Below are 1,101 nucleotides of genomic sequence, written 5' to 3'. Positions count from 1 at the left end.
TAGGGCCTGTGTGAGGTTGTGATCAATCTGGGTTCTGGTCCCGTGCGGGGGCGGGTCCTGGTAGGACGCTGGGTGTGACACGTAGGCAACTCAGCGACGAGCAATGGGAGTTCATCGAGCCGTACCTGCCGATAGGCGAGTACGGTCCGTACCCCGAACGGCTGCGGGAGCAGTTCGAGGGGGTGATCTGGCGGTTTCGTACCAGCGCCCAGTGGCGCGAGATGCCGTCCGGGTTCGGACCGTGGCCCACGGTCTACGGCCGTTTCCGGGTCTGGCGGGACGCCGGTGTCTTTTCCGCTCTTCTGGAAGGCGTGATCGCGGAGGCCGCCCGCCGGGGACAGGTGGACTTATCCCTGGTCAGCGTGGACTCCACCACGGCCCGCGCTCACCACGACGCCGCCGGGATGCACATCGGCAAGGAGGTTATGGACGCCCTTGAGGAAGCCGCCGCCGAGCAGGAGCGGGCCCGGCAAAAGGGGGCGGCCCGCCAGAACAGAACGGACAGGACGGCAGGGACGGCCCCGAGCCAGAAGAGCGACGGCGTATCAGGCGACGGCGCAAGCTCCGCTTGAACCAGGCACTGCTCGGCAGATCCCGTGGTGGGCTGACGAGCAAGATTCACCTCGCTGCCGACCGCAAGTGCCGTCCGTTGTCGCTCGTGCTGACCGCAGGGCAGGCCGCCGACAGCCCGCAGTTCGTCCCCGTGTTGCAGAAGATCCGGGTCCGTCTGCCTGTCGGCCGTCCCCGGACCCGGCCCGGCGCTGTCGCCGCGGACAAGGCCTACTCGTCCCGCGCTCACCGCTCCTACCTGCGCAAACGCGGCATCAAGGCAGTCATCCCGGAGAAGAAGGACCAGGCCGCCAACCGGAAGAAGAAGGGCAGCAAGGGCGGCCGACCCACACGCCACGACGCCGATCTTTACAAGGAGCGGAACACCGTCGAGCGGCTCATCAACAAGATGAAGGCATGGCGCGGTATCGCGACTCGATACGACAAGACGCCCGAGAGCTACCTCGCCGGCCTCCACCTCCGTGCCTCGATGATCTGGATCAACGACCTGCTGAAGGCAACTGGCTGATCACAACGTCACACAGGCCCTAG

1 pseudogene is annotated in these 1,101 nt (G+C 66.5%); it reads left to right on the top strand.

Going from position 1 to position 1,101, the window contains the following annotated elements:
* Positions 1–74: 74 nt before the first annotated feature.
* Positions 75–1,078 (top strand): annotated as a pseudogene (locus ACWD3I_RS49260) (IS5 family transposase).
* Positions 1,079–1,101 lie beyond the last annotated feature (23 nt).

Source organism: Streptomyces sp. NPDC002817 (assembly GCF_053592055.1).
Note: the sequence above shows the minus strand (reverse complement) of the source record. Positions and strands in the feature narration are given on the sequence as shown.